The 26361-nt window shown below is 66.9% G+C and carries 24 protein-coding genes; 2 read left to right on the forward strand and 22 right to left on the reverse strand.

Annotated features, from left to right (window positions below; translation table 11 throughout):
- Window positions 1–46 precede the first annotated feature (46 nt).
- Complete coding sequence (locus AX672_RS10280) at window positions 47–973, reverse strand: alpha/beta hydrolase (protein WP_202189305.1); 927 nt, start codon at window positions 971–973, stop codon at window positions 47–49.
- A 176-nt stretch (window positions 974–1149) separates the two neighbouring features.
- Between AX672_RS10280 and dcd the strand changes: the two genes are divergently transcribed.
- A complete protein-coding gene (gene dcd, locus AX672_RS10285; protein WP_066651045.1) occupies window positions 1150–1704 on the forward strand; it encodes a dCTP deaminase in 555 nt (184 codons plus the stop codon).
- A 60-nt stretch (window positions 1705–1764) separates the two neighbouring features.
- Here the strand turns inward: dcd and AX672_RS10290 are convergent, their stop codons facing one another.
- The 4 genes from AX672_RS10290 to AX672_RS10305 all read right to left on the reverse strand — a co-directional run bounded on the left by AX672_RS10290 (window position 1765) and on the right by AX672_RS10305 (window position 4340).
- Window positions 1765–2190, reverse strand: coding sequence for an ExbD/TolR family protein (locus AX672_RS10290; RefSeq protein ID WP_066651046.1), 426 nt, complete (start codon window positions 2188–2190; stop codon window positions 1765–1767).
- A gap of 31 nt (window positions 2191–2221) precedes the next feature.
- Window positions 2222–2704, reverse strand: a complete 483-nt coding sequence (locus AX672_RS10295; RefSeq protein ID WP_066651047.1) for an ExbD/TolR family protein — start codon at window positions 2702–2704, stop codon at window positions 2222–2224.
- Between the two features lie 92 nt (window positions 2705–2796).
- Window positions 2797–3564 carry a MotA/TolQ/ExbB proton channel family protein gene (locus AX672_RS10300; protein WP_066651048.1) on the reverse strand — a complete coding sequence of 256 codons (768 nt, stop codon included), beginning with the start codon at window positions 3562–3564 and terminating at the stop codon, window positions 2797–2799.
- A 95-nt stretch (window positions 3565–3659) separates the two neighbouring features.
- A complete protein-coding gene (locus AX672_RS10305; RefSeq protein WP_066651049.1) occupies window positions 3660–4340 on the reverse strand; it encodes an energy transducer TonB in 681 nt (226 codons plus the stop codon).
- Window positions 4341–4570: 230 nt separating this feature from the next.
- On the opposite strand from AX672_RS10305, the gene AX672_RS10310 reads away from it, so the two are divergent.
- Window positions 4571–5419 (forward strand): hypothetical protein, encoded by an 849-nt coding sequence (locus AX672_RS10310; protein WP_231731269.1) that lies wholly within the window; start codon window positions 4571–4573, stop codon window positions 5417–5419.
- A 4-nt stretch (window positions 5420–5423) separates the two neighbouring features.
- Here the strand turns inward: AX672_RS10310 and AX672_RS10315 are convergent, their stop codons facing one another.
- The 17 genes from AX672_RS10315 to AX672_RS10395 form a co-directional block, all read right to left on the reverse strand.
- A complete protein-coding gene (locus AX672_RS10315; protein WP_066651168.1) occupies window positions 5424–6569 on the reverse strand; it encodes a DUF1501 domain-containing protein in 1146 nt (381 codons plus the stop codon).
- A gap of 4 nt (window positions 6570–6573) precedes the next feature.
- The gene (locus AX672_RS10320) at window positions 6574–8079 is read right to left on the reverse strand and encodes a DUF1800 domain-containing protein (protein WP_066651051.1); all 1506 of its coding nucleotides are present in this window, start codon (window positions 8077–8079) and stop codon (window positions 6574–6576) included.
- A 63-nt stretch (window positions 8080–8142) separates the two neighbouring features.
- Window positions 8143–9303, reverse strand: a complete 1161-nt coding sequence (locus AX672_RS10325; RefSeq protein WP_066651052.1) for a deoxyguanosinetriphosphate triphosphohydrolase — start codon at window positions 9301–9303, stop codon at window positions 8143–8145.
- On the reverse strand, window positions 9300–11330 hold the full coding sequence (locus AX672_RS19200; protein ID WP_082730504.1) for a tetratricopeptide repeat protein: 2031 nt from the start codon (window positions 11328–11330) through the stop codon (window positions 9300–9302). Before AX672_RS19200 ends, AX672_RS10325 begins: the two co-directional genes overlap by 4 nt.
- A gap of 101 nt (window positions 11331–11431) precedes the next feature.
- Window positions 11432–12928: a cell division protein FtsZ gene (gene ftsZ / locus AX672_RS10335; RefSeq protein ID WP_066651054.1), complete on the reverse strand. Its 1497-nt coding sequence runs from the start codon at window positions 12926–12928 to the stop codon at window positions 11432–11434.
- Between the two features lie 119 nt (window positions 12929–13047).
- The gene (gene ftsA / locus AX672_RS10340) at window positions 13048–14310 is read right to left on the reverse strand and encodes a cell division protein FtsA (RefSeq protein WP_066651055.1); all 1263 of its coding nucleotides are present in this window, start codon (window positions 14308–14310) and stop codon (window positions 13048–13050) included.
- Window positions 14310–15233 carry a cell division protein FtsQ/DivIB gene (locus tag AX672_RS10345; protein WP_066651056.1) on the reverse strand — a complete coding sequence of 308 codons (924 nt, stop codon included), beginning with the start codon at window positions 15231–15233 and terminating at the stop codon, window positions 14310–14312. The genes ftsA and AX672_RS10345 overlap by 1 nt, the downstream gene beginning before the upstream one ends.
- The gene (locus AX672_RS10350; protein ID WP_066651057.1) at window positions 15230–16171 is read right to left on the reverse strand and encodes a D-alanine--D-alanine ligase; all 942 of its coding nucleotides are present in this window, start codon (window positions 16169–16171) and stop codon (window positions 15230–15232) included. The genes AX672_RS10345 and AX672_RS10350 overlap by 4 nt, the downstream gene beginning before the upstream one ends.
- Before the next feature lie 130 nt (window positions 16172–16301).
- Complete coding sequence (gene murB / locus AX672_RS10355; protein ID WP_443026236.1) at window positions 16302–17198, reverse strand: UDP-N-acetylmuramate dehydrogenase; 897 nt, start codon at window positions 17196–17198, stop codon at window positions 16302–16304.
- Entirely contained in the window at window positions 17198–17395 is a 198-nt protein-coding gene (locus AX672_RS10360; RefSeq protein WP_066651170.1) for a hypothetical protein, read from the reverse strand. Before AX672_RS10360 ends, murB begins: the two co-directional genes overlap by 1 nt.
- Window positions 17392–18798, reverse strand: coding sequence for a UDP-N-acetylmuramate--L-alanine ligase (murC, locus tag AX672_RS10365; protein ID WP_066651058.1), 1407 nt, complete (start codon window positions 18796–18798; stop codon window positions 17392–17394). The genes AX672_RS10360 and murC overlap by 4 nt, the downstream gene beginning before the upstream one ends.
- Window positions 18799–18808: 10 nt before the next feature.
- Window positions 18809–19969, reverse strand: coding sequence for an undecaprenyldiphospho-muramoylpentapeptide beta-N-acetylglucosaminyltransferase (gene murG, locus AX672_RS10370; RefSeq protein WP_066651059.1), 1161 nt, complete (start codon window positions 19967–19969; stop codon window positions 18809–18811).
- Window positions 19966–21201, reverse strand: a complete 1236-nt coding sequence (locus tag AX672_RS10375) for an FtsW/RodA/SpoVE family cell cycle protein (RefSeq protein WP_066651060.1) — start codon at window positions 21199–21201, stop codon at window positions 19966–19968. The genes murG and AX672_RS10375 overlap by 4 nt, the downstream gene beginning before the upstream one ends.
- Window positions 21198–22490 carry a UDP-N-acetylmuramoyl-L-alanine--D-glutamate ligase gene (gene murD / locus AX672_RS10380; protein ID WP_066651061.1) on the reverse strand — a complete coding sequence of 431 codons (1293 nt, stop codon included), beginning with the start codon at window positions 22488–22490 and terminating at the stop codon, window positions 21198–21200. The genes AX672_RS10375 and murD overlap by 4 nt, the downstream gene beginning before the upstream one ends.
- Window positions 22487–23554, reverse strand: a complete 1068-nt coding sequence (gene mraY, locus AX672_RS10385) for a phospho-N-acetylmuramoyl-pentapeptide-transferase (protein ID WP_066651062.1) — start codon at window positions 23552–23554, stop codon at window positions 22487–22489. The genes murD and mraY overlap by 4 nt, the downstream gene beginning before the upstream one ends.
- Window positions 23554–24939, reverse strand: coding sequence for a UDP-N-acetylmuramoyl-tripeptide--D-alanyl-D-alanine ligase (locus tag AX672_RS10390; protein WP_066651180.1), 1386 nt, complete (start codon window positions 24937–24939; stop codon window positions 23554–23556). The genes mraY and AX672_RS10390 overlap by 1 nt, the downstream gene beginning before the upstream one ends.
- Complete coding sequence (locus AX672_RS10395) at window positions 24936–26351, reverse strand: UDP-N-acetylmuramoyl-L-alanyl-D-glutamate--2,6-diaminopimelate ligase (RefSeq protein WP_066651177.1); 1416 nt, start codon at window positions 26349–26351, stop codon at window positions 24936–24938. Before AX672_RS10395 ends, AX672_RS10390 begins: the two co-directional genes overlap by 4 nt.
- Between the last annotated feature and the right edge of the window lie 10 nt (window positions 26352–26361).

A 26361-nucleotide genomic window follows, 5' to 3' on the forward strand; every position in this document is an offset into this window, starting at 1 on the left:
TTCTGCTGGCATCATTCTGCCGACCCCCTACTTCGCTCGACCGGCATCACTGCGCCTTGGCGTCCGCAGCCTGCAAATGAAGGATCAGGAAATCGCGCACGCGCAGCAATGTCTGCCCCGAATCCAGCGCCGCATCGGCGTGGACGGCACCCGGCACCTCAATCAGCACCCCCGGTGTCTGGGGCGCCTTCGCGCGCAGCGCAGCCAGCATCAGCCGGCTTTGCGCGGGCGGCACGTTGCAATCGGCGGATCCCATGGCAAGTAGCACGGCGGGCGCGCCGGGGCGGACATAAATGGCTGGATTGGCAAGTGCGGCAAGATCGCGCGCCTGCGCCACTGGCGCGCCCAGATAGCGCGATTCGGGGCTGTTGGCTGCGCCATGCGGCCCGTCCATCGTTCCTGTCCCGACCTTGCACCCTTGCTCGCGCAACTGCTGGTCCATCGCCGCAAAATCGATCGGCGGATAAAAGGCGACGATCGCGCGAACTCGGTCATCGACCGCGCTGTCGGCAAGCGTCGGATCGTCAAAACGCGCTTGTCCATGCGTCAACCCCGCCATGAGCACCAGATTGCCGCCCGCCGACTTACCCCATAAGGCAATGCGCGCAGGATCGACGCCAAGCATTGCCGCGCGCTGCCGAAGGTGGCGGATTGCAGCTTTCACATCGCGCACCGCCGCCGGAAAGGTCGCTTCACCGCTCAGCCGATAACCGACGCTGGCCACCGCGATGCCCGCATCATTCAACGCAGCGATGTCCTTTGCAAAGCCCGGCCCAACATCCCGGTGATCGCCGAACATAAAGCCGCCGCCGTGCACCATCACCACCAGCGGGAACGGTCCTTGGCCTCGCGGTCGATAGAGGTTTAGTCGGTGACTGGACGAGCCGGATGCGTAGACCTGATCGGTGATCGTCGCCTGGGGAGCAGACGAGCAGGCAGCGAGACAGAACAGCAGTGCCATCTCAAAGCGCATTTCCATCCCCGAACTGATTCCGCCCATGCAGCGGCGGTGCACAGTCTGTCATTCGCGCCGGAACCTGCCAAGCGCCTATTACGACCAGTGGCTGGAGAACAGGCAATCGTACCTGCGCTTGCACTCCTCCGCCGAAGCCGCGAAAGCTGCTCGCCAAGTCCAACCTGGGGTAACCTATGTCCATCATGTCCGATCGCTGGATCCGCGAGCAGGCCCTCGCCGCTGGCATGATCGAGCCGTTCGTCGAGAGCCAGAAGCGAGACGGTTGCATCAGCTATGGCCTGTCGTCCTATGGCTATGACGCGCGGGTGTCGGACGAATTCAAGATCTTCACCAACGTCGATTCGGCGATCGTCGACCCCAAAAATTTCGATTCGAACAGCTTCGTCGACCGCAAGACCGATTGCTGCGTCATCCCGCCTAACAGCTTCGCGCTGGCCCGCACGGTCGAATATTTCCGGGTGCCGCGCGACGTGCTCGTCATTTGCCTCGGCAAGTCGACCTATGCGCGCTGCGGGATCATCGTCAACGTGACGCCACTCGAACCGGGCTGGGAGGGGCATGTGACGCTCGAATTCTCGAACACCACCCCCCTGCCCGCGCGCATCTATGCCAATGAAGGCGCGTGCCAGTTCCTGTTCCTGAAGGGCAATGAGCCGTGCGAAGTCAGCTACGCCGACCGCGCAGGCAAATATATGGGCCAGCGCGGGGTGACCCTACCCAAGCTGTGAGCCAACGAAAAAGGGCGGCCCCGCAGGACCGCCCTTCAACGTCAGGCAAAGCGCAACCGATCAGAAATCGTTGCGATATTGCTCGTTGCCGATGAAGCCGAGCTTGCCGACGCCCGACTTCTTGATCACCGCCAGCACGCGGTCGACGACCTCGTAACGTGCCGTCGGATCGGGCTGGAAGTGCAGTTCGGGTTCCGGGTCGAGCGTCTTGGTCTGGTCGAGGAACTGACGCAGCGTCACGTCGTCGACGGGCTGGCCGTTCCACGACACGACGCCGGTCGGATCGATCGACACCTTGTTCTTCACCGGATCGACCTGGATCTGGTTGCGCGGGTCGTTCTGCGGCAAATCGACCTTTACCGCGTGCGTCTGGATCGGAAGGGTGATGATGAACATGATGAGGAGCACCAACAGGACGTCGATCAACGGCGTCGTGTTCATTTCCATCATCGGCTCGCCATCATCGGAGCCGCCGCTCATCGCCATAGTCTGTAACTCCTAAATCTGGGCCGGCGCATCAGCGTTCGGTATCGGCTGATCCCGGCGGCGGTTCGGAAATGAAGCCCACTTTCGCGAAGCCGGCCTGCTGCATCGTATAGATCGTGCCGCCGATGCACCGGTAAGGGGTGTCGACGTCGCCGCGGATGTGCGCTTCGGGCAATTCGATGCCGGCGGCATTGGGACCACCCTGGCGATTGATTTCGTCCTTCAGCTTCTGCACCGCGCGGTCGAGCAGTTCCTTGGCGGTAACCGGCGTGCGGTTCCAGAACACTTCGCAGTTGCCGTTCGCACCGCCGCGCACCACCAGCGAGACATTCTCGGGCTTGGTCGCCGTCGGGTCGAACTTCACGTCGGGCAGCTTGACCTTCACGTTCTGGACGACGACGGGAACCGCGATCAGGAAGATGATCAGCATGACCAACATCACGTCCACGAGCGGCGTGGTGTTGATGTCCGATACGGGCTTATCGGCGGAATTCCCGCCAACACTAATCGCCATTGCAAGCTATCCTATTCTCTGGACTTGAGGCGCAAGACCATCGCTCCGGCGGGCACCTCCGGTCAGTCGACCGCAGGCGCCCGCCCGGGCGATCAGGCTGCCGTCGGCTTGGCCGGGGCAGCAGGCTTTGCCGGAGCGGCAGCCTTGCCGGCGACCGGCTTCGGCCGCACCTTGCCGTCCGAAGCAATGAAGCCCAGCACGTCGTTCGAGAAGCCCGACAGGTCTTCGGCGATCGCCTTGTTGCGGCGCTGCAGCCAGTTGTAGGCAAGCACCGCCGGCACGGCGACGACGAGGCCGAGCGCGGTCATGATGAGCGCCTCACCGACCGGGCCGGCGACCTTGTCGATCGACGGATCGCCCGACGAACCGATCTTGATGAGCGCGCGGTAGATGCCGATCACGGTGCCGAACAGGCCGATGAACGGCGCGGTCGCACCGACGGTGGCAAGGAAGGCGAGGCCGCCATTGAGCGCCGAGTTGATCGACGCTTCCGAGCGTGCGAGCGAGCCGTGCACCCAGTCGTGCGCTTCGACCGGATCGGTCAGCAGGCCGTGCTGCGCCTGCGCGGCGAGGCCGTCGTCGACGATCTGGCGATAGGCCGAGTTCTTGTCGAGCTTTGCAGCACCTTCAGCGAGCGTGGCCGACTGCCAGAAGCTCTGGCGCACGCGCTTTGCCTGGCTGAGCACCTTCTGCTGTTCGAACAGCTTGGTGAACAGGATGTAGAGCGAAACGAAGAGGAACCCCACGAGGATGACGAAGGTCGAGATCGACACGACACCGCCTTCGCGGAGCGCCGGAATCAGACCGTACTTGTCTTCGGCTGCCGCAGCGCCCCCGGCTGCAAGAATGAACGTCAGCATAGCTTTCTTTCCCTAATTTGGTCGATCTTGATAAGTCGATCTTGGCCAAAACAATAGCGCCGGTGCGGTGACGACCACCGCACCGGCGCGGTTCATTACTCGTCCTTCAATTCCCAGCGGATCGTCATCGGCCAGGTCGATTCGATGGGGTTGCCATCGGTGTCCTTGGCCGGATCGAAGCGCAGCGAGCGCGTCGCGATCCTGCAGGTCGTATCGTCGAGCTGGCCGCTGCCGCTGCTGCCCGTGACCCGGCACGACGAGACGCGACCGTTGCCGCCCACGACGAGCGAGATGCCGACACGACCTTGCACGTTCAGACGCTTGGCTTCGGCCGGATAATAATCCGGCGTGAAGACATCGCCCGGATTGGTCCGCAGCTTGGCGCGCGCACCAAGGCTCGGCTTCGGCGGCGCAGCTGGCGGCGCCGGCGGCGCCGGCGGCGCCGCGATCGGCGTCAGGTTGATGCGCGGCGGCGGCGTCGTCACCGTCTGGATCTGCACCGGAGGCGGATTGGGGTTCTGCACGATCGGCGGCGGCGAAACGACCGGCGGGGGCGTTTGCGGCTGGTCCGGCGGCGGCGGCGGTGGAGGTTCGTCCGGCGGCGGCGGCGGCGGTGGCGGCGCGACGTCGAACGTGTTCAGCTGTTCGGCGGCCTTCTTGACGTATTTATACGCAAGGCCGGTGACGAAAGCATATCCCAATGCGGCCATGAGGATCGAGACGAGAACCGCCGCAACCACTCTGGTACCGCTATTATCCCGGTCTGCATAAGCCATTCAGGTACGAAACTCCCGGTTTGCCCCTGCCAATGCGAAATCGGCTTGCCGACCATGGTGGCGCGCCGATTTCTGGCCGTGAGCCATATTATCCTCAACCAAGGCCCGAGTCTCTATCGCCCCCTCTAAAGGGACGCAAACTCTTTGTCGGACGCAACAAACGTACAATCCCTGCGTGGCAGAATTATTTCTGTATAAAAAAGACACGATCCGTTAACGCGAGCGCCATGATGATCGTTCCGAGAATCGCCGGTTTATCGGCATTTGCTGCGCTTGCGCTGGTACCCAGCATGGGTGTGTCGGGCCAGGTTGCATCCCGTCAGGCCACGCTGCCCGCAACACCCGCGCCGCGCTATGCCGATGTCGCCGACCTTGTTTTGCGCTCGCCGCTGATCATCGATTCGGTCATCCGGAGCGCCGTGAAGCTCGATGGTGCGCAGGCCGTGGGCACGCCGCCGGGATTCGTTCGTCTTTATGTCGAGGCCGATGTGCTCGCCCTGATTCGCGGTAACCAGAGTGTACCGGCGCGGGTCGCCTGGCTCTACGATGTCATGCCCGATGCGCGCGGGCGGCTGCCCAAGCTCAACAAGCGACGCGTGATTGCCTTCGCCCGGCCGATCGCTGGCCGCGTCAACCAGCTCCAGCTGACCGGCGCCGATTCGCAGCGCGACTGGTCGGCGCCGTTCGACGCCCTCACCCGCCGGATCATTACCGAGACGATCGCGCCCGACGCCCCGCCGCGCATCACCGGTATCGGCAATGCATTCCATGTTGCGGGGACGTTGCCGGGCTCCGGCGAGACGCAGATTTTCCTCCAGACCGAAACGCGCCGCCCGGTGTCGCTCAACGTCATCCGCCAGCCGGGTGAGACTCCCCGCTGGGCCGTCGCATTGAGCGAAATCGTCGACGAAGCCGCCGCGCCGCCGCCGCCCGACACGCTGCTGTGGTATCGACTGGCTTGCGGGCTGCCCCGCGCGCTGCCGACGGCGGCACTCCAGTCGATGGAGCCTGCAGACCAGCGCGCGGCGGCCGAGGATTACCGCTTCATCCTCGCCTCGCTCGGCCCCTGCGCGCGCTGAATCCCTAGACCAGCCCTTCGATCGCCTTCGCCGGGGCGCCGGGGAACAACATCGGCATCGCCCGCGCCGGATCGAGCCCGAAGTGTCCGGCGACCGCGCCGCCGATAAAGCCGTCGAGCGAGCTGGTCGGCTTGAGATCGCGCCCCTCATAAAGCGCGGTCGGCGCCAGCCCCGGCCAGTCGGCAAGCACCCGCCCGCCCTTCACACCGCCGCCGATCAACATCGCGGCCGATCCGGTGCCATGATCGGTGCCGCCAGTGCCGTTGACCGCGACCGTCCGGCCGAATTCGGTCGCCACCACCACCATGGTGTTCGCCCACAGCGGGCCCAGCCCGGTCTGAAGCGATCCGATCATCGCATCGAGCCCGGTGAGCTGCGCCGCGAGCCGCCCGCGCTGCTGGGCGTGCGTGTCCCAGCCGCCGGTTTCGATCATGGCGATCTTGGCACCGCCGGGCGCCGCGAGCAGCTTGGCAGCGAGCGCGCCGGTCGCGGCGGCATTGCGCCCGCCCTCGATTGCCATGTCGCTGGTCAGCTTGCGAGTGTCCATCGCCTCGCTCCACAGCGCGTGGAGCTGGCGATCGCCTTCATACAGCATCGCCACGCGCTGGAGCAGGTCATCGGCGGGCTTGGGCAATTGCGACGGCGCATAGGACGCAACGTCGTGCGGCCCGCGCAACGCGAGCGGGACAGTCACCGCTACGGCGATTGCCTTCGCCTCGTCGGCGGGCAGTGCGCCGAGCAGCCGGTTGAGCCAGCCGTCCTTGACCTGATAGGCGCCCGCCGCCCCGGTCTCGAGCACATTCTGACCGTCGAAATGGCTGCGGTCGCGATAGGGGGAGGCAGTTGCGTGCAGAAACAGTGCCTGCTTCTGGGCATAGAGCGACGCGAGCGTCTTCATTGCCGGATGCAGCGCGAACATTCCATCGAGCTTGGGCGCGCCCGCAAATTCCTCCGCCAGCGCACCCCGCGCAGCGGCATAGGCCGGGTCGCCGACCGGGGCGATCGTGTGCAGGCCATCGGCGGCGCCACGCTGGATGATAAAAACGAAGCGGCGCTCGGTCGCGGCGCGGGCAAAGGCCATGCGCGGGGCAAAGCCGATCGCGGCGGCCGCGGTCGCGCTGGTGACGAGGAAGGAACGGCGGTCGATCATCACATTATCTCCGCATCATTTCAGGAGCGACAAGCAACAGGGCAAGCGCCTGCGCGGGGCTGTCGGCGCCCGCGAGCACCTTTTGCGTGGCCGGGCTGACCGAACCTGGGAACAGCTTGGGGGCCAGCGCGCGGGCATCAGCAGCATTGCCGACCCGCGTGGCAACCCGCTGGGCGATCTCGACCCGGCGCATCACCGCATCGGGGCCGGCCCAGCTGCCGGCGATATCGTCATAACCGGCGGGCGAGCCTGGCCGCCACACCGGCTGGCCGAGCTGAATCTGCATCCCCGTTACCTGCGGCGCGGGCAAGGCCCCCGCACCAACCGCGCGCATGGCGGAAACACCCCATTCCCACGGCGACTTGAACTTGACCGGTTCCTCAACCCACGCCTCGGGCGAGGCGATCAGCGCACGGTACACCGTCGGCAGATCGCCCTGCGAGCGCAGGAACGCCGCTTCCAGCCGCGCGACCATCGCCGGCGGGGGATTGTCGCCCGCGAAATGCCGCGCGAGCTTTGTCGCGATATGGCGCGCAGTTGCGGGATGCACCGCGAGATCGTTGAGCACCGCCTGCGCCTGCGCTTCGCCGGGCTGGTCATAACGCTTGCCCATGATCGTGCGCGCGCCGGGTTCGTGGATCGGCCCGGCAAAGACGAAGTCGCCCGGCGAGCCGCCCGTCCCCGCAAAGCGCGCGATCGGCCCGCGATTGAGCCCGGCCACGGTCCACCCCGTCATCGCCCGCGCGAATTCGGTGACATCGGCCTGACTATAACCGGTCCGCACGCCGAGCGTGTGCAGCTCCATGATTTCGCGCGCGAGATTTTCGTTCAGGCCGATCTTGCGATTGGGGGCAAAGCGGGCGACGCGCTGCGCGATCGGGCTGTTGGGGCCGATCGACCCGGCCTGATCGAGATAGAGCAACATCGCCGGATGCCGCTCAACGGCATTCAGCATCGCCGCGAAGCTGCCCGTCACATGCGGGCGGATCGCTTCGAATTCGAGCAGACCGGCCATGCCGACGACGGTCAACTTGTCGGCCGACACCGCAAAGTGATTGGCCCAGAAATGCACCATCCGCTCGATGAAGGGCGTGTCGCTGGCCACTGCCGCGTTTACCCGCGCGCCGACCAGCTTGGCGTAATAGTCGCGGCCCTGGCGCCCGACGAACTGGCGCGCCTGCTTGACCGGATCGGGCGCCTCGCCTGACTTTGCCATCTCGGGCGCGTCGGTCATTCCCTGCCCCATCTGCCGCATCATGGCCGGTGCGGGCTGCTGGGGCGCGGCACCGCCTGCGAGGCGCTGCTGGAGCAGCATCGGGCGGATTTCGTTGAGATATTCGGCAAGCTCACCCGCGATCGCTGCGCGCGATGGCGCCGCCGCGATCACCGCCGGGCGCGGCTCGAAGCGGCTGATCTGGCCCATCAGCCAGGCCTTGGGGTCGGCAGGAATGGGCTGATCGGGCCGCGCCCCCAGACCAAAACGATTGAGCGCGATACTGGCAACCGACATGCGACGGACTCCGTTCGATGCGTTCGACGATCCCTTCTACGCGCCTAGTGTCGCAGAAGTTTGTCAGAAACCTTCGGGCAAATCGATTGGGCCCACCGCTTCGCGATAGCGGCCGATCGCGTAGCGATCGGTCATGCCGGCAATGAAATCGGCGATATGGCGACCGCGCCACGGCTCGGCATCGGGAAGGCGCGCAGCCCATTCGCCGGGCATCTGCGCAGGATCGGCGGCATAGGCCGCGAACAGCCCGGCGATCACGCCGCGCGCAATCTCAGCCGCCTCGAGCTGGCGCGGGTGGTGATAAAGCGTGCGGTACATGAACTGCTTCAGCAGCCGCTCATCCTCGCGCATCGGGCCTGAAAAGCCGATCAGCGCTTGCCCCGCCGCGCGCACGTCATCGGCGCTCGCAATCCCCGCCGCAGCGATGTTGGCGCGCGACGTGGCGATCAGATCGCCGACCATCGCCCCGATCTGCGTGCGGATCAGCTCGCCGACCAGCCGCTCTGGCCGCACCCCGGCAAAGCGCGTGCGCACCTCATCCCACAGCCGCGCGACCAGCGGCACTTCCAGCACCTGATCGAGCGAAAGCAGCCCGGCGCGCAGACCGTCGTCGATGTCGTGATTGTCATAGGCGATGTCGTCGGCAATCGCCGCGACTTGCGCCTCCAGGCTCGGCCAGTGCGCGAGGTCGAGCGCGAACGCGCGATCGGCTTCGGCCAGTGCCCAGCCCGGCGTGGCGACCGGGCCATTGTGCTTGGCGAGCCCTTCGAGCGTTTCCCATGTCAGGTTGAGTCCGGCCCAGCGCGGATAGGGATGCTCGATCACCATCAACGCGCGCAGCGTATGGCCGTTGTGATCGAACCCGCCCTGCCCTGCGAGCGCCGTCGTCAGCGCGGCCTCGCCGGCGTGGCCGAACGGCGGGTGGCCAATGTCGTGCGCGAGACACAGTGCCTCGGTCAGATCCTCGTTCAGCCCCAGCGCCCGCGCGATCGTGCGGCCGATCTGCGCGACTTCGAGACTGTGCGTCAGCCGCACGCGGAAGTGATCGCCGTCGGGCGCCATGAACACCTGCGTCTTGTGGCGCAGGCGTCGGAAGCTGATCGAATGGATGATGCGATCGCGGTCGCGCTGGAAATCGTCGCGGGGGCCGCGCGCGGTGACATTCGCCTCGGCATGCAGCCGCCCGCGACTGCGGGCGGGATCGGCGGCCCAGGGCGCGCTCATTGCCCGCCGAGCTTGTCGATCTGCTGCCCGGCGGCGCTGGTGAACACGAAGCTGCTGACCCCCGCCTTGGTCAGATCATTGACGAACGCCTGCGCCTCGGCCGCCGATTTGAAAGGGCCGGCCAGCACGCGATTGGTGAAGCGCAGCGGCGTGGTCCAGCCCTGCTTGCCCCGGAATGCTGCCGGTGCCTTCGCCTTCACTGCCGCCCAGGCACGCGCAAGATCGCCCTCGCTCGATCCGCCGGCAACCTGCACCCAGATGCGCGACGGCGATGCCTTGGCAAGCGCAGCCTGCTTCTTCGCTTCGGCCTTTTCGGCTTCGGCTTTCTTTTTCTCTTCGGCCTTTTTCTTTTCCTCGGCCTTGCGGCGTGCCTCGACCTTGGGGTCGACGGGCTTCTCGGCCTTGGCGGCCGCGATCTCGACCGGCTTGTCGGATTTCTTGGCCGCAACGGCGGTGACCGGCTTGGGCTCGGGCTCGGGCTTGGCGGGGTCAGGCTTGGATGGCACCGGCGTCGGCGCAGGCGCGGGTTCGCGCACCGGCGGCACATCGAGCTCGCGCGCGGGCACGCCGATATTGGCGATGATCTTCGCGAGTATCGTATCCTCGCGTCCGACTGGCCGTGCCGTCGGCGGGGTGCTTTGCGGAGGTGCCGCAGGAGTCGCCTCGACCTTGGCGGGCGCCGCCGCCGCGGGCTCGGGCGCTTTGCTGGCAGGCGGCGTCCGGGTTGCGTCGCCCGGCGCGGACGTCGGCACGATGGTGTCGGAGAAGCCGGGGCTTGCCGTCGCGGGAACCGAGGCGCGCGGTGTAGGCTCGGGTGCGGGGGGCGGCACGGGCGTAGCCGCAGGCACCACCGTCGACGCTTCCCTTGCTACCGCCTCGCTGGCTGGGGGGGATGGCGTTGCCGCAACCACGGCCGACGGTGTTGGTTTGGGCTGCGGCTCGACGACGGTCGGCTCGGGCTTGGGCGGTTCGGCCTTGGCGGGCATCGCCTTGGATGGTTCGGCCTTCGCAAGTTCCACCTTGGCGGGCGCGGGACCGGGCAGCGCGGCTGCAGGCCGCACGGGTTCAGGCTTGGGTGGCGCCGGGTCCGGGCGGCTCACTGGCGGCGGCGTGGCGGCTGCGATCTCCACCGGCTTTTCGCGCTGGACCTTGGGCTTGCGGTCGCGCCGGTCGGGCTTGGTGGCAGGCGCTACGGCGGCGACCAGCACCGCCGGCTTGGGTCGCACTTCGGGCGGGAGCGGCGGCAGCGACGGCGCCAGCCGCGCATCGGCCAGCCGCGCGGGCGTTGCCGTCACTTCGCCGAAATGCACCGCCCAGGCGCGATCGACCGCGCTCAACTGCGGCAGCCGCTGAAAGAAGGGCTGAAGGTTTTCGCCCATCCCCGCGGGCAGCATCGTCCGCGCGATCCGCTCGGCACCTGCGGTATCGCCCAGCATCGCCAACACAAAGGCACGCACTCGCCATGCCGCGCGGTCGCTTTGGCGCAGCAACGGGTCGATCTGTTCGAGCGCGCGCTCGCGATCCCCCGAAATGGCGAGCGACAGCGCATAGCGCCGCAACACTTCGGCATCATCGGCCTTGCGCTGGAGCGCCAGCCGGTAATCGCGCTGGGCGCGTCCCTGATCGCCGACCAGGTCGAACGCCAGCCCGCGATCGGCAGCATAATGATCGGACGAATAGCCATAAGCCTCGGCCTCGCCGAACTTGCGCAGCGCCTCGCCGGGGCGTTCGAGCGCCAGCAGCACGCTGCCGATGCCCGCGCGCTGGCGCCCATTGTGCGGATCGACGCGTTCGGCGCGCGCGAAAAATGCTGCCGCCGCCGTGGTATCGCCCAGCTTGAGCGCGAGCTCGCCCGCGCTCAGCAGCGCGCTGAGATCAGTGGGGTTGCTGGCCAGCACGCGCACTTCGGCGGCAAGCGCATCGGCGTCGGGTGCGGGTGGCGCCACGATTTCGGTCTGTGCCCGCGCAACCGATGGCGCCAGCAGCGCGGCACCGATCAGCAATCGGGCAACATGTCGGTGAACCATCATTCTGCCGCTGCTAAACGCCTTTGTCGTCGCAGCGGCAATGCCCCAGCCGCGTGGCGAACGCCAGAGCGACGCGCGCCAGCGGCAAAGCGGCGCGCGGCTTACTGGTTGTTCTGACGGTGCAGGAAGCGCGGAATGTCGAGCGGGTCGCGCTCGCCAGCCGCTTCGTCACGCGCGGCGGCCCGGGTCGCGCTCGACATGCGTTCGAACAGCGTCCCGCCCGTCTTGGGTCGGGGCGCGGCGTCCGCGAGCGGATCGCTCGGTTCGGCATCGACCGGCGCAGTCGGCGTCGCGACCGGCTCGGCTGGCGCACCCGCAGCCAGCCAGCGGCGGCGGGTTGCCGGTTCGGCGGGAGCCGGTTCGGGCGCCACAGCCTCATCGACGAACACCGGCGCCGGGCCGCTGATCGGCATCGCTTCGGCACTGCCGAGCACGAGCTCGTCATCGGCAGCCGGTGTGGCGAGATCCTGAACTTCCTCGGGTTCGGACAGCTCGGGCGCGTCGATGCCGGCAGGCGCCACGAATACGGGGGCTGCCGTGGGCTCTTCGGCCTTCGGCTCGGCCTCCAGCGGGCGACGCGGCGCACCGAAGCTGAAGCTGCGCGGCGCCTCCGGCACGGCCTGTGGCTTGGCGTCGGCTTCGATGCCGGTTGCGACCACCGACACGCGAATCTTGCCGTCGAGGCCGGAATTGAACGCCGATCCCCAGATGATGTTGGCATCAGGATCGACCAGCTCGCGAATGTGGTTCGCGGCTTCATCAACTTCGAGCAGGCGCATGTCCTCGCCACCGGTGATCGAGATGATCACGCCCTTGGCGCCCTGCATGCTGACACCATCGAGCAGCGGGTTGTTGATTGCCTTTTGCGCGGCCACGATCGCGCGGTCGTCGCCTTCGGCTTCGCCCGTGCCCATCATTGCCTTGCCCATCTCCTGCATGACGGAACGGACGTCGGCGAAATCGAGGTTGATCAGGCCGGGCATGACCATCAGGTCGGTGATGCCGCGCACGCCCTGCTGCAGCACCTCGTCCGCCATCTCGAACGCTTCCTTGAAGGTCGTGTTCGCATTGGCGATCAGGAACAGGTTCTGGTTGGGAATGACGATCAGCGTATCGACATATTTCTGCAGTTCCTCGATGCCCGCGTCGGCGCTCTTGGCGCGGCGGCTGCCTTCGAAAGCGAACGGCTTGGTGACCACGCCGACCGTCAGGATGCCCATGTCGCGCGCAGCCTTGGCGATGACCGGTGCCGCCCCCGTGCCAGTGCCGCCGCCCATGCCGGCGGCGATGAAGCACATATGCGCGCCTTCGAGCAGCTTGGTGATCGACTCGATCGTCTCTTCGGCGGCCGCCCGACCGATTTCGGGCCGCGACCCGGCGCCGAGGCCTTGGGTGATCTTCGCTCCCAGCTGCACGCGTTGCGGCGCGGAGGATTGCTTCAGCGCCTGAGCATCGGTGTTGGCAACCAGAAAATCGACACCCTGCACACCCGCGCGCATCATGTTACTGATGGCGTTGCCGCCCGCGCCACCGACGCCCACCACCGCAATACGCGGGGTCAGCTCATCAACTTCGGGTGGAAGAAATTCGATACTCATCGCCCTGTCTCCGCCTTGGCGTTTCCGCTCAGCCCCCATACGCACTCGGGACATTTACCAACTGTTCGCACGAAGCTTGGGGCGACTCTAGCGAAAACCGCCCCCGCTGTCGCATTTCTTTAATAATTTGTGCGGAAAGTCTGCAACAGCTTCAACAGCCACGCAAATCCGCTCGGTCGATAGACGATCTGGTCTGGCGACGGTAACGCCCGCAAATCCATGGGGTTCGCCGCCGCATAATAGGCAAGCCCGGCGAGCGTCGCAAAGGCCGGTCCGGCATGCGCTTCGGGCAGCGCGGTCAGGCCGCGCGGGCGCCCGACCCGCACCGATCGACCGAGCGCGGCCTGCGCATAATCGGCGATCCCCTTCAGCTCGGCACCACCGCCGGTCAGCACGACTTGCCGCCCGACCGGCCCGTCAAAGCCCAGATCCTTCAGCGCGCGCTGGATTTCGCCCATCAGGTGGTCGAGCCGCTGGCGGATCACCGCAATCAGCTGGGCCTTGGTGATGCGCGCCCCGTCGGTCGCTTCTTCCTCGGCCGAAATCGGCGCGACGTCGATCATGTCGTGATTGTCGCGCGGGGAGGCATTGGCCGAGCCATGGAAGCATTTCATCCGCTCCGCCTGCGCGCGCCGCGTGCCAAAGGCACTGGCGATGTCGTCGGTGATGTCAGCCGCGCCGATCGGGATCGAGGTCAGCCCGACCAACATCCCGCCGGCGAACAGCGAAACATTGGTGATGCCCGCGCCAAGTTCGACCAGCGCCACGCCCAGCTCGCGCTCCTCGTCGGACAGGCAGGCCATGCCGGTCGCAACCGGCGCGGCGATGATCGACTTCACTTCCAGATGCGCCGACCGCACACACAAATCGAGGTTGCGGACCGGCGACCCTTCTGCAGCAACCACATGGACGTGCACCCCGAGCCGATCGGCGTGCAGCCCGAGCGGCTTTTTCACGCCCTGCACCCGGTCAAGCGTATAAAGCGTCGGCTGCGCGTGCAGCACCATGCGCCCGGCCGGATCAATCGAATCACGCGCGGCCTGCAGCAGATCGTCGATATCGGCCTGCTCGACGCGGTGGCCGCCAAGCTCGACTTCGACCGACGCGACGTCGGACACCAGCCCGCCCGCCGAAAAGCCGACCCAGACATTCTCGATATTGAGCCCGGCAATCCGCTCGGCCTGTTCAACGGCCTCGCGCACCGCGACTTCGGTTGCGGCCATGTCGGCGATGTAACCGCGCTTGACGCCGCGGCTTTCGCGCTGGCCGGTGCCGAGCACGATCAGCTCGCCGCCATCGCCGCGCTGGGCGATCATCGCCGAAACCTTGGAAGAACCGATATCGAGCGCGGTGATCAACCCGTCAGGTGCTGCCTTTGCCATCATGCGTCCTTGTCGCGGAGAGTGTCGATGCGTTCGGCGGCCGATGTGTCGGTGATCGAGCGCGGCCCGGCGAGCCCCGGCTTGCGCGCCACCAGGCGCGTCGGATCGCGCAGGTCGAAACGCACCCAGCCGCGCCCGAGCAATTGGCGGCTGCTGTCGATATCGGCGAACTTGACCAGCGCGCGCTGCGGCATCTCCTCGGGCAGCGCCAGCGTTTCGCCGGTTGCGAACAGCAAGTCCCAGCGGCGGTTACCGACCCAGGTTGCCGCGCGGACCAGCGGCCGCAGCGACGGCGTCGCATCGAGCAGCGCGCGATAGGCAGCGACCTGTTGATTAGCCCCGTCACCGATCAGCAGCGGTAGATCGGGCAGTTTTTCGGGCACGACCTGCTCGAGCGTGATGCCCTTTGCGTCGATCAGATCGAGCCGACCCTGATGCTGCCACACCGCCACTGGCTGGCGCTCGACAATGTGGATGACAAGCTTGTCGGGCAGCCGCCGTGACACCTGCGCATCGGCAACCCAGCCATAGCGCAGCAGCCGCGCGCGGACTTCGTGCAGGTCAACAAGCGGCATCGCGCGCGATTGCTGATCGAGCACGACCGCGGCGATCGCCGCCTCGCTCAGCCGCCGCGCGCCGGTGGTCTCGATCTGCTTCACACGAAAGCCGGCGGCGCCGACTCCTTCGGCGAGCGCGACCCCCGCTGCCTGCGGCACCCCGAACAGCGTCGACAGGCCGACCGCGCCGGCCAGCACCATCGCCATGATCGTCCAGGTCGCGATCCGCTGGAGCGTGCGTTCGGACACCGGCAGCATCAGCAGCAGCCGGTCGATCGTCGATTGCTTGCGCACGGCGGGCACGCGGCGGCCGGACTGGACCGGGCGGCGTTGCGGCGGGGCGCCACGGCGGATCGTCTTGGTCATGCCTCCTCCTGCTGGTCTTGCGTTAGGGCTTCGTCGATGATGGCCTGGACAAGCGCCGGGTAGCTCATCCCCCGATGGCGCGCCTGTTCGGGGACGAGGCTCAACGGCGTCATGCCCGGCTGGGTGTTGACTTCGAGCAGGAACAGCCCGCCGACGCCCCGGCTGTCGTCCCAGCGGAAATCGGCGCGGCTCGCGCCCTTGCAGCCGAGCAGCCGGTGCGCCTCCAGCGCGATCCGTTCGCACGCCTGCGCGATCTCGTCGGGGATCGGCGCGGGATAAAGGTGCTCGGTCATGCCGTCGGTATATTTGGCGTCGTAATCGTAGAAGCCGCTCTTCGGGCGCAACTCGGTAACGCCGAGCGCCTCGCGGCCCAGAACGGCCGTCGTCAGCTCGCGCCCGCGAATGAAGGGCTCGGCGAGCAGTTCGTCGAACTCGGCCCACGGCCCGCGGGTGTCGCGGCCGATCGGGTTGCCGTAATTGCCCTCGTCGGTGATGATCGCGACGCCGACCGACGATCCTTCGTTGACGGGCTTGAGCACATAGGGGCGCGGCAGCGGGTCGTGCTCGAACAATTCCTCGGTCCTGACGATGCGACCGCCGGGCATCGGGATGCCGTGGGGGACGAGCAGCATCTTGGTGAGCTGCTTGTCGATCGCGATCACCGACGCGACCTGGCCCGAGTGGGTGTATTTGAGGCCCATCAGGTCGAGCATGCCCTGCACCGATCCGTCCTCGCCGGGGGTGCCGTGGAGCGCGTTGAACACGACATCGGGCGCGGCATCGGCGAGTTTTTGCGCGACGTCGCGGCCCATGTCGATCCGGGTGACACGGTGACCGAGCGATTCGAGCGCCTCGGCGACGCCGCTGCCCGAGGCCAGCGACACCTCGCGCTCGGCGGACCACCCGCCCATCAGGACGGCGACATGGAGCTTGGTCATGCTCTCACCCCCATCATGCCGTCATTCCCGCGAAAGCGGGAAGCCATAATCTGTGCGACTGAGACCAAGAATAAGGGGCCGTGCGTATGGATCCCCGCCTGCGCGGGGATGACGGTGACATCGATCACGCTCACGACCCCACCCCCACGCGCTGAATTTCCCACTCGAGTTCTACCCCGCTCGTCGCCTTCACCCGCTTCCTCACTTCTTCGCCCAGCGCCTCGATGTCGGTGCTTGTCGCCGCGCCGAGGTTGAGCAGGAAATTGCAATGCTTCTCGCTCACCTGCGCATCGCCGATCCGAAGGCCCCGGCATCCGGCGGCGTCGATCAATTCCCACGCCTTGCGGCCATCAGGGTTCTTGAAGGTCGACCCACCGGTCTTGCTGCGCAGCGGCTGCGATTCCTCGCGGGCAGCGGCGATCCGGTCCATCTCGGCCTGAATCGCCGCGGGCTCGCCGGGGGTACCCTGAAAGGTCGCTTCGACCACGATCGCGCCTTCGGGCAACGTTGAGTGACGATAGGTATAGCCGAGCGCATCGACCGGGAGCATCCGAACGGACCCGTCGCGCAGCACCACGACGCACGACACCAGCACGTCCTTGGTCTCGCGGCCATAAGCGCCGCCGTTCATCCTCACGAACCCGCCGACCGTGCCGGGAATGCTGCGCAAAAACTCGAGCCCCGCAATCCCTGCATCGCGCGCGGTCGAGGACACCAGAATGCCCGACGCGCCGCCGCCGCAGACCAGCGTCTCGCCATCCGCGCGCGCAAAAGCAAAAGGCTTGCCGAGCCGCACCACCACGCCGCGCCAGCCGCCATCGCGCACGATCAGGTTGGAGCCGAGCCCGAGCGCCATCACCGGCACCGCCGGATCGAGCCGGACCAAAAACGAGCTCAAGTCATCGACATCGGCCGGCTCGAACAGCCACTGCGCGTCCCCGCCCGACTTGAACCACACCAGCGGCGCAAGCGGTGTGTCGGCGCTCAGCTTCCCGCGCACGTCTGGCAAGGCAAGCGTCGTCGCCACTATTTGCCGACCCCCCAGATTTTCGCCCAGGCGCTCATCGCGTCCATATTCGCTTTGGCGACTTTCTGCCCGGCTTCCTGCATCTTCACCATCGTCGCGCCCGCACCCAGCACCTGCTGCCCGGCCGTGAGCGATGCCTTTTGCGCGTCGAGCATCTGCTTCTGAAGCTTGATCGATGCGGTGAACCAGTCGGTCATGCTGCCTTCTCCATGATGACCCCCGCCAACCCCGCCGCCCATTTCGTAATGTCGCCCGCCCCCAAGCAAATGACCTGATCGCCCGGCGCCAATATCCCCGCGAGCGTCTTCGCCAGAGCGTCGGCATCGGCAATCACTGCCGCCGAGCGATGCCCGCGCAGCGCAATCCGCTCGACAAGCGCTTCGGCACTCACGCCATCGACCGGCGCTTCGCCCGCCGCATAGACCGGTGTCACGAACACCATGTCGGCGTCGTTGAACGCCTGCGCGAAATCGTCCATCAGCCCGCCCAGCCGCGAATAGCGATGCGGCTGCATCACCGCGATCACCCGGCCTTGAGCGCCCTCACGCGCCGCCGAGAGCACCGCGCGGATTTCGACCGGGTGATGCGCATAATCATCGACGATCACCGCGCCCTTCGCCTCGCCGACCCGCGTGAAGCGCCGCTTGACCCCGCCGAACTTGGCAAAGCCGTCGCGGATCGTCGCATCGTCGATCCCCAGCTCCAGCGCCACGCCAATCGCCGCGAGCGCATTCTGGACATTGTGCCGCCCCGGCATCGGCAGCTCGATTCCCTCGATCGAGCGCACCGCACCATCGCGCACGCGCACGACCGTGTCGAAGCGATTGCCGCCCGCAAACGGCGTCACATTCACCCCGCGCACATCGGCCTGCGCGGCAAAGCCATAAGTCACCACCCGCCGGTCGCGCACGCGCGGGATGATGTTCTGCACTTCGGGATGATCGAGGCACAACAATGCCGCGCCATAGAAGGGCACATTCTCGACAAATTCGACGAACGCGTCTTTCACCGCATCGAAAGAGCCATAATGGTCGAGATGTTCGGGATCGATGTTGGTGACGACCGCGATCGTGCCATCGAGCCGTAGGAAGCTGCCGTCGCTTTCGTCGGCCTCCACCACCATCCAGTCGCTCGCGCCGAGCCTCGCGTTCGAGCCATAGCTGTTGATGATGCCGCCGTTGATCACGGTCGGGTCGATCCCGCCCGCGTCGAGCAGCGCCGCGACCATGCTCGTCGTCGTCGTCTTGCCGTGCGTGCCCGCGACCGCGACGGTCGATTTCAGCCGCATCAGCTCGGCCAGCATTTCGGCGCGCCGCACCACCGGCAGCCGCCGCGCATAGGCCGCCTCGACTTCGGGATTGTCGCGCCTGATCGCGGTCGAGGTCACCACCACCGCCGCATCGCCCAGATTTTCGGCATGGTGGCCGATGTGGACGGCAATCCCCTTGGCGCGCAGCCCGGCAATCACATAACCCTCGGCGACGTCCGAGCCCTGCACGCGGTAGCCGAGATTGTGCATCACTTCGGCGATGCCCGACATGCCGATCCCGCCGATGCCGATGAAATGGATCGTGCCGATATCGGTCGCGACGCCGCGCATCTATCGCCCCTTACGCATAGGCGGTCTGGTCGCCGAACTTCACGCGCCGCGTCGCCCCGACCAGATCGGGAGCCGAGGGCGCATCGAGGCTTTCGACCAGATCGGCGAGATCGCGCACCGCATCGGGCCGCCCGCAGCTGCGCGCGCGTCCGGCGGCATTTTCGAGCGCGGTCGGGTCGAGCCCCAGCTTCTGCATCTGCTTGGCGAGTTCGATCGGGGTGAAGCTGCGCTGCGGGATCGTCCGCGCGCCGCCCGCCTGCGTCATCTCGCGGGCATTGGCGGTCTGGTGGTCGTCGGTCGCGCTCGGCAGCGGGATCAGGATCGCGGGGCGCCCGGCGCAGGTCAGTTCGGCAAGCGTCGACGCGCCCGCGCGCGCGATCACGATATGCGCCCAGGCGAGCTGTTCGGGCAGATCGGGCAGATAGGTCGCCAGCTCGGCCGCGATCGACAGATCGGCATATTTGGCGCGTGCGGCATCGATATCCTCGATCCGCGCCTGATGCGTCACCTGCAAGCGACGGCGGAAGCTGATCGGCAATAGCGCGAGGCCGTCGGGGACGACTTCGGACAGCACGCTCGCGCCCTGGCTGCCGCCGGTCACCAGCACGCGGAAAATGCCGTCTTCCTCGAGCAGCGGGTAGGGCCGCTCGCGCAGTAGCCGCACCGACTCGCGAACCGGATTGCCGACCAGATGTGTCTTCTCGCGATGCTTGGGAGCAAGCCGCTCGACATCGGGATAGGACGTCGCGATTGCGCTCACCTTGCCCGCCACCAGCCGGTTGACGCGCCCCAGTACGGCATTCTGCTCATGGACCGCGGTCGGAATGCCGAGCGCAAAGGCGCCGAGCAGCGCGGGCAGCGCGGGATAACCGCCGAAGCCGATCACGGCGGCGGGGCGCTGCGCCTTGAACAGATCGATGGTCATGCGGCGCCCGGCAAGCATCGCACTCCCCGCGCGCACCCAGCCGACCGGCCCGCCACTCAGCCGCCCGGCGGGAACGATATGCGTTTCGATGCCGTCGAACAGCCCGGGAAAACGCACGCCGCGCTCGTCGCTGACCAGCGCCACCGAATGGCCGCGTGCGATCAATTCGGCGGCAAGTGCGGCGGCGGGAACCATGTGCCCGCCGGTGCCACCGGCAGCGAGGACGAAGTGGCGGCTGCGGCTCATTTCTTGCCCCATTCGACGACATAGGGTGACCGCTTCAGGAACGGGTTGCGCCGCGTGAACGCCAGCAGCATCCCCATGCCGATCGACAGCGCGATCATCGACGACCCGCCATAGCTGATGAACGGCAGCGTCATCCCCTTCGACGGCGCGACGCCGGTGTTGACGGCCATGCTGATCAGCGCCTGCAGCCCGAATTGCGCCGCAAGGCCCCCAGCGGCGAGCATCCGGAACGCGTCGGTCTCGTCGAGCAGCTTCACCACCACCCGCGCGACGATCGCAAAGAACAGCAGCGCGATGACGGCGCAGGCGACCAGCCCAAATTCCTCGCCGATCACCGAGAAGATGTAATCGGTCTGCGCTTCGGGCAGCTTGAACTTCATCGTGCCGCCGCCGGGGCCCGTCCCGGTCAACCCGCCCGAGGTGATCGTCGCATGTGCCATGTCGGTCTGGTAATGGTCGATCGGCGCGTCGTCATTGCCCTTGAACAAAAACGCGTCGATGCGGACGCGCGCCGTATCGTAGAAGAGATAGGCGGCGAGCAGCCCGGCAGGGGCCGCGCCGACGAACATCCCGAGCGTCTTGAGCGGCACGCCCGCGATCATCAGCAGCGCGAGCCAAATCGTGCAGAACACGATCGTCTGACCGAAATCGGGCTGGAGCATCAGCAGGCACGCCGTGATACCGGTGATGATGAAGCTGATCGTCACGACCGGCAGATCGGGTTCCTTGTCGCGCAACGACAGCAGCCACGCGATCGCGACGACGAAACAGGGCTTCAGGAATTCGGACGGCTGGAATTCCGAAATGCCGACGCCGATCCAGCGCCGGGCGCCGTTATGCGCGACGCCGATCACCGGCACCAGCGCGAGGCAGACGAGGAACAGCGCCGCGCCGATCAACGCCATCCGCCGCGCGAGCGGCACCGGCATCATCGACACCCCGATCATCAACGGTACCGACACGCCCACCCAGATCAGCTGGCGCCAGAAATAATAGAGCGGGGCGATGTGAACCTTGTCGCCCGAGTAACGCACGGCAGCGGCTGGCGATGCCGCGGCGACCGCGAGCAGCCCGATCGCGATCAGCAGCAGCGCGAGCAGCAGCAGCACACGGTCGATGTCGAAGAACCACATGCCGAGCGGGCTGCGGTCGCCGCGCCCGCCGCGGGGCCGCACCTTCGCCCAAAGCTGGCGGCGCTGGTCGGCGCGTGCATCGCTTCGCGTATCGGTCATGCGAGGGACTCCACTGCCGCAACAAAGGCACGCCCGCGTGCTTCGAAATCGGTGAACTGGTCGAACGAGGCGCAGGCAGGCGACAGCAGCACCGTCTCGCCGGCTTGCGCGTTGGCGGCGGCCTCTGCGACGGCGGCGGCGAGCGTGCCGCTGACCTGCACCGGCACCCGGTCCTTGAGCACATCGGCAAACATCGGCCCCGCCTCGCCGATAGCATAGGCGCGCACCACGTTACCGAAGTGCGGCGCGCACGGATCGAGCGAATCCGACTTCGCCTGACCACCCAGAATCCAGTGGATGCGATCAAACGATCCGAGCGCGGGCGCGGCGCTTTCGGGATTGGTCGCCTTACTGTCGTTGACGAAAGTCACGCCGTGCTTGACCGCGACCGTCTGCATCCGGTGGTCAAGGCCGACGAAAGTCTCCAAGCCGCGGTCGATGTCGGCATTCGATACGCCGAACGCTTCGCAGACGTTGATCGCCGCCAGCGCATTCTGGGCATTGTGCGGGCCTTGCAGTTGCGGCCAGCGCGACTGGTCCATGCAGAAGCCCGGCGCGATCTTGGTCAGCGCCTCGCCGCGCGCCGACAGGCCTCGCGCGATCTTGGTCGACGCATCGTCGGCAATCGAGATGATCGCCTTGTGCGCCGGGGATTGCATTGCGAACAGCCGCGCCTTGGCAGCGGCATAAGCATCGAACCCGTCATAGCGATCGAGATGATCGGGGGTGATGTTGAGCAGCACCGCGATGTCGCAGTCGAGGCTTTGGGTCAGGTCGATCTGGTAGCTCGACAGTTCGAGCACATAGACGCCGCCTTCGGGCAGCGGGTCGGCGTCCAAGATCGGCAGGCCGATGTTGCCACCCATCAGGCTCGGCACACCCGCCGTCTGGAGGATGTGGTGGACGAGTGCAGTCGTGGTCGACTTGCCGTTGGTGCCGGTAATCCCGACGACCTTGTGCGGCGGCAGTTCGGCGCGGGCCTGCGCGAAGAGCTCGATGTCGCCGATGATCGGAACGTTGGCGGCACGCGCCTTGGCGGCGACCGGATGCCGGTTGATCGGCACGCCGGGGGAAACGATCAGGGCGTCGAAGCCGGCAAGATCGATCTCGTCGAGATTGCCGATTACAACGCCGTCGATTGACTCCGCCCGATACCGGTAATCGGCATTATCGTCCCACGCCACGATCCGGGCTCCGCTCGCAGCCAGAGATTCGACGGTAGCGAATCCCGAGCGCGCCAGCCCCAGCACCGCGAAGCGTTTGCCGCGCCAGGCCGCGCTCGTGATCACCGCAGCTTCAACGTCGCAAGACCCGCCAGCGCGAGCACCAGTGCAATGATCCAGAAGCGGATCACGACGGTCGACTCCGCCCAGCCGAGCTGTTCGAAATGATGATGGATCGGCGCCATGCGGAACACGCGCCGCCCGGTCCGCTTGTAAAAGAACACCTGGATGATGACGCTCAGCGCCTCGACCACGAACAGCCCGCCGATGATGCCGAGCACGATCTCGTGATGCGCGACCACCGAAATCGCGCCAAGCGCGCCACCGAGCGCAAGGCTGCCGGTGTCGCCCATGAACACCGCTGCAGGCGGCGCGTTGAACCACAGAAAGGCAAGGCAGGCGCCGATCACCGCCCCGCAGAAAATCGCGAGGTCGCCCGCACGCGGCACATGCGGAATGCCGAGATAGGCCGCGAACTTCGCGTTCCCCGCCAGATAGACGATCAGCATGAAAGCAACGGCGGCGATGATCACCGGCATCGTCGCGAGGCCGTCAAGCCCGTCGGTCAGGTTCACGGCATTGCCGAACGCGACGATCGTGAAGGCCGCAAACAGATAATAGAACGGCCCGATATTGAAGCCCTGATCGATGAAGGGGAAATGCAGCACCGGCCCGTTCTGCTGAATGATGATCCAGCTTGCCACGCCCGCGACGAGGAATTCCCCGGCCAGCCGGATGCGCCCCGAAACGCCGGCCGTCTTCTGCTTCCGGACCTTGTCGTAATCGTCGAGGAAGCCGATCATCCCGAAGCCGAGCGTCACGAACAGGCATGCCCAGACATAAGGGTTGCTGATGTCCATCCACAGCACCAGCGAGATGCTGAGCGAGGTGAGAATCATCAGCCCGCCCATCGTTGGCGTGCCGCGCTTGGCGAGGTGGCTTTGCGGGCCGTCGGTGCGGATCGGCTGCCCCTTGCCCTGCCGCAAACGCAGCCAGCCGATGAAGCGCGGCCCGATCAGCAGCCCGATCAGCAGCGCGGTCGCCACTGCCCCGCCGGTCCGAAAGCTCAGGTAACGGAACAGGTTGAGCCCGCTCGGGAAGCCCAGTTGCTGTGCGATGAGGTAGAACATTAGCCCTTTCCATCCGAAAGGGCCGCGACGACCGCCGACAGCCCGACCGAATTCGATCCCTTGACGAGCACGGCATCGCCGTCCGCAAGCAGGGCGATCAGCGCCGCGCGTGCCGCCGATGCGTCGGGCACATGGACGAATTCAAGCTGCCCCTCAAGCGCGTTTGCGAGGGGCTGCATGCCTTCGCCGACCAGAATGGCATGGGCCACGCCAGCCGCCAGCAACGGCTCGGCCAGGCCAGCGTGGAAGGGAGCGCTGTCGGCGCCAAGCTCGCCCATCTGGCCCAGCACGGCGATGCGGCGCGCAGCGGGCTCGGCGGCGAGCACCGCAAGCGTTGCCCGCATCGAAGTCGGGTTGGCGTTGTAGCTTTCATCGATCACCAGCGCGCTGCCGCCGCCCTCAAGCGCGACATTGATCCGCGCGCCACGCCCGGCCAGCCCGCCCATGTCGGCAAGCGCCAGCCCCGCCAGCGCGACATCGGCACCGACTGCCTCGACCGCCGCCAGCACCGCCAGCGCATTGCTCACCAGATGCGCCCCGGGCTGGCCGATCGTGAAGCCCAGTTCGCGCCCCAGCAGCCGCGCGGTCACATAGGTGCCACCGCCGGGACTCCGCATCGTTTCCATCGCGCGGATGTCGGCGCCCTCGCCCAGCCCGAACGTCACCACCCGCGCGTCGACCGCGAGCGCGGCGGCGATCAGCCGGTCGCGGTGGACATTGTCATAGGGAATGATCGCGGTGCCGCCGGGCTCGAGCCCTTCGAAAATCTCGGCCTTGGCGTCGGCGATCCCGGCTTCGTCCTTGAAGAATTCGATGTGCACCGACGCGACCGTCGTAATGATCGCGACATGCGGGCGGACGATCCGGGTCAGTGCGGCGATTTCGCCCGCGTGGTTCATCCCCATCTCGAACACGCCGTAGCGGCTGGCGGCGGGCATCCGCGCGAGGCTCAAGGGGACGCCGGTGTGGTTGTTGTAGCTCTTCACCGAGCGATGCACCGCCCCCGGCGCGCCGCGATCGAGGCAGGCGAACAGCATTTCCTTGGTGCCGGTCTTGCCGACCGATCCGGTGACGCCGATCACCGGCCCCGTCATTCGCGCGCGGCTGGCGTGCGCCAGCGCCTCAAGCGCGGCCATGGTGTCGGGGACCAGCACGTGCGGGCTGTCCGGGCTTGCAGGCGGCGTCGAGACGATCGCGCCGCCCGCGCCGCGGGAGAACACCTGGTCGAGGAACTTGTGCCCGTCGGTGGTCGCGCCCTTCAGCGCGACGAACAGATCGCCGGGGCCGACCTCACGCGAATCGAACGCGACGCCGTCGACCGTAAAGTCGGCCGAAGCCGTGCCGCCCGTCGCGGCCGCGATTTCGACCGAGGTCCACAGGCTCATGCCGCGCACTCCCGCGCCACGCTGACATCGTCGAAGGGGAGGACGAGATCGCCGACGATCTGGCCCTGCTCATGCCCCTTGCCGGTCAGCAGCACGATGTCCTCAGGTCCAGCCATCGCGATCGCGGCGGCAATGGCTTCGCGGCGATCGGCAATTTCGGTCGCATCGGGCGCGCCGCGCATTACTTCGGCGCGGATCGCGACGGGGTCTTCGCTGCGGGGATTGTCGTCGGTCACGATCACGACATCGGCATGCGCGGCGGCCACCTGCCCCATTGGTTCGCGCTTGCCCGCGTCGCGATCGCCGCCGGCGCCGATCAGCACGATCAGCCGGCCCGGGGCATGCGGCTTGAGCGCCGCAATCGCCGCTTCGATCGCGTCGGGGGTGTGCGCATAGTCGACATAGACCGGCGCACCCTTGGCAGTGATGACCGCGCGCTCGAGCCGCCCGCGCACCGGCTGCAACCGCGCCAAATTCGCTATCGTCGCGCCGACATCGCCGCCGGTCGCGATCACCAGCCCTGCGGCGGTCAGCGCATTGGCGACCTGATAGGCACCGATCAGCGGCATGCTGACCTTGTGGCTCTTGCCCGCTGCCTCGATCACCAGCGCCTGCCCGAGCAGGCTCGGCGTGCGCCCGACCAGCTTCAGCGTCTCGCCACGCCCCCCCACCGTGATCAGGTCAAGCCCGCGCTCGCGGCCAATCGCCGCGACCGCTTTCGATCGCGGATCATCGGCCCACACGATCGCGCGCGCGCCGGGCTGGGCGACATCGCGGAACAGCCGCATCTTGGCCGCGAAATAATCCTCCATGTCGAGGTGATAGTCGAGGTGATCGCGGCTGAGGTTGGTGAAGGCGACTGCCGCCACCGGCACCCCTTCGGTGCGATATTGCGACAGGCCGTGGCTCGACGCCTCGAACGCGAGATGCGTCACGCCTTCGCGCGCAAGCCCTGCGACGTTCGACAGGAAAGTGACGATGTCGGGCGTCGTCAGCCCGGTCGCGACGCGGTCTTCGCCCGTCGTGACGCCCAGCGTGCCGATCGACGCGGCGTGAAAGCCCGCCATCCGCCACAATTGCCGGGTCATTTCGACCGTCGAGGTCTTGCCATTGGTCCCGGTCACCGCAACGCAAGTGCCGGGGAAAGGCGCGAAGAAGCGCGCCGCCAGCCGGGCAAAAGCCGCGCGCGGATTGGTGTCGGCGATGTGGACAGCACCCCGCACCACCGCTTCGGGCCGCGCGATCACAGCAATCGCGCCGCCGGCGATCGCCGCGTCGATGAAATCCTCGCCATTCACGCGCATGCCCCGGAAGGCGCCGAACACGGTCCCGGGCGCAACCTTGCGGTGATCGATGGCAAAGCCGGTGACGACAACCGACTCGTCGGTGCCGGTCAGCGCGCCCAGCTTCATTCGCGCGTCC

It is taken from the genome of Sphingomonas sp. CCH10-B3, assembly GCF_001556185.1.
Lineage (GTDB): Bacteria > Pseudomonadota > Alphaproteobacteria > Sphingomonadales > Sphingomonadaceae > Sphingomonas > Sphingomonas aquatica.

What these genes read in the sequence shown, in the direction of transcription:
- AX672_RS10280 (WP_202189305.1), bottom strand. Translation starts at nt 973, where the DNA reads ATGCGCTTTGAGATGGCACTGCTGTTCTGTCTCGCTGCCTGCTCGTCT.
- dcd (WP_066651045.1), top strand. Translation starts at nt 1,150, where the DNA reads ATGTCCATCATGTCCGATCGCTGGATCCGCGAGCAGGCCCTCGCCGCT.
- AX672_RS10290 (WP_066651046.1), bottom strand. Translation starts at nt 2,190, where the DNA reads ATGGCGATGAGCGGCGGCTCCGATGATGGCGAGCCGATGATGGAAATG.
- AX672_RS10295 (WP_066651047.1), bottom strand. Translation starts at nt 2,704, where the DNA reads ATGGCGATTAGTGTTGGCGGGAATTCCGCCGATAAGCCCGTATCGGAC.
- AX672_RS10300 (WP_066651048.1), bottom strand. Translation starts at nt 3,564, where the DNA reads ATGCTGACGTTCATTCTTGCAGCCGGGGGCGCTGCGGCAGCCGAAGAC.
- AX672_RS10305 (WP_066651049.1), bottom strand. Translation starts at nt 4,340, where the DNA reads ATGGCTTATGCAGACCGGGATAATAGCGGTACCAGAGTGGTTGCGGCG.
- AX672_RS10310 (WP_231731269.1), top strand. Translation starts at nt 4,571, where the DNA reads ATGATCGTTCCGAGAATCGCCGGTTTATCGGCATTTGCTGCGCTTGCG.
- AX672_RS10315 (WP_066651168.1), bottom strand. Translation starts at nt 6,569, where the DNA reads ATGATCGACCGCCGTTCCTTCCTCGTCACCAGCGCGACCGCGGCCGCC.
- AX672_RS10320 (WP_066651051.1), bottom strand. Translation starts at nt 8,079, where the DNA reads ATGTCGGTTGCCAGTATCGCGCTCAATCGTTTTGGTCTGGGGGCGCGG.
- AX672_RS10325 (WP_066651052.1), bottom strand. Translation starts at nt 9,303, where the DNA reads ATGAGCGCGCCCTGGGCCGCCGATCCCGCCCGCAGTCGCGGGCGGCTG.
- AX672_RS19200 (WP_082730504.1), bottom strand. Translation starts at nt 11,330, where the DNA reads ATGGTTCACCGACATGTTGCCCGATTGCTGATCGGTGCCGCGCTGCTG.
- ftsZ (WP_066651054.1), bottom strand. Translation starts at nt 12,928, where the DNA reads ATGAGTATCGAATTTCTTCCACCCGAAGTTGATGAGCTGACCCCGCGT.
- ftsA (WP_066651055.1), bottom strand. Translation starts at nt 14,310, where the DNA reads ATGGCAAAGGCAGCACCTGACGGGTTGATCACCGCGCTCGATATCGGT.
- AX672_RS10345 (WP_066651056.1), bottom strand. Translation starts at nt 15,233, where the DNA reads ATGACCAAGACGATCCGCCGTGGCGCCCCGCCGCAACGCCGCCCGGTC.
- AX672_RS10350 (WP_066651057.1), bottom strand. Translation starts at nt 16,171, where the DNA reads ATGACCAAGCTCCATGTCGCCGTCCTGATGGGCGGGTGGTCCGCCGAG.
- AX672_RS10360 (WP_066651170.1), bottom strand. Translation starts at nt 17,395, where the DNA reads ATGACCGACTGGTTCACCGCATCGATCAAGCTTCAGAAGCAGATGCTC.
- murC (WP_066651058.1), bottom strand. Translation starts at nt 18,798, where the DNA reads ATGCGCGGCGTCGCGACCGATATCGGCACGATCCATTTCATCGGCATC.
- murG (WP_066651059.1), bottom strand. Translation starts at nt 19,969, where the DNA reads ATGAGCCGCAGCCGCCACTTCGTCCTCGCTGCCGGTGGCACCGGCGGG.
- AX672_RS10375 (WP_066651060.1), bottom strand. Translation starts at nt 21,201, where the DNA reads ATGACCGATACGCGAAGCGATGCACGCGCCGACCAGCGCCGCCAGCTT.
- mraY (WP_066651062.1), bottom strand. Translation starts at nt 23,554, where the DNA reads ATGTTCTACCTCATCGCACAGCAACTGGGCTTCCCGAGCGGGCTCAAC.
- AX672_RS10390 (WP_066651180.1), bottom strand. Translation starts at nt 24,939, where the DNA reads ATGAGCCTGTGGACCTCGGTCGAAATCGCGGCCGCGACGGGCGGCACG.
- AX672_RS10395 (WP_066651177.1), bottom strand. Translation starts at nt 26,351, where the DNA reads ATGAAGCTGGGCGCGCTGACCGGCACCGACGAGTCGGTTGTCGTCACC.